The 765-nt window shown below is 68.8% G+C and carries 1 protein-coding gene; it reads left to right on the top strand.

Going from position 1 to position 765, the window contains the following annotated elements; translation table 11 throughout:
- Positions 1-199: 199 nt before the first annotated feature.
- A complete protein-coding gene (locus HC022_RS28000) occupies positions 200-523 on the top strand; it encodes a 2Fe-2S iron-sulfur cluster-binding protein (protein ID WP_008883776.1) in 324 nt (107 codons plus the stop codon).
- Positions 524-765 lie beyond the last annotated feature (242 nt).

The following is a 765-nucleotide window of genomic DNA, read 5'->3' on the forward strand; positions in this document are numbered from 1 at the left end:
GGTGGGGTGGACCGTGTCGGGGGGGGAGGGGTGTTGCGGCAGTGATTAACGGGTTGGCCGCAGGCTTTAAAGCGGCGGGCCCGGGCGTGGATTAGGGCAACCGCGCCGGGCGTGGCGGCAGGCATGGCGAAGGGGCTGGAAATGGACGCGGGGCAGCACTAGGAATGGCGGGACTTCTGGAACGAGGAACGATCAGGCAATGGCTAAGATTACCTATATCGAGCACAACGGCACCGAACACGTGGTCGAGGTTGCCACCGGCATGACGGTGATGGAGGGCGCGCGCGACAACAACATCCCCGGCATCGACGCCGATTGCGGTGGCGCCTGCGCCTGCTCGACCTGCCATGTCTACGTCCATCCCGACTGGGTCGAGAAGCTGCCCGCCAAGGACGACATGGAAGAGGACATGCTCGACTTCGCCTTCGAGCCCGATCCCACCCGCTCGCGGCTGACCTGCCAGCTCAAGGTCTCCGACGCGCTGGACGGTCTCGTCGTGCAGATGCCGGAGAAGCAGATCTGATCTGCTCCACGCACCCGGATCCGCGCCGGCGCCGCGCGCGTGGGCGGGTCCTCTGTGCGTGGCTTGCGATGTGCCTCGGGGCGGCGGACCCGGCACTGGCCGAGCCGGTCCTGACCGGCGCCGGCTATCTCGAGCCCACCACCCGCTACGGCCATGCGGTGCTGGGCGACGGCGTCGAATGGGGCGCGCTGCGGTTGCGCCTGCGCGAGGCGGACGGCGGCACCCGCGACGTGCTGTTGCGC

This window comes from Salipiger sp. HF18, from assembly GCF_011806505.1.
In the GTDB taxonomy this organism is placed as follows: Bacteria; Pseudomonadota; Alphaproteobacteria; order Rhodobacterales; family Rhodobacteraceae; genus Salipiger; species Salipiger thiooxidans.

Coding starts and splice junctions, on each gene's coding strand:
- HC022_RS28000 (WP_008883776.1), top strand. CDS start 200: ATGGCTAAGATTACCTATATCGAGCACAACGGCACCGAACACGTGGTC.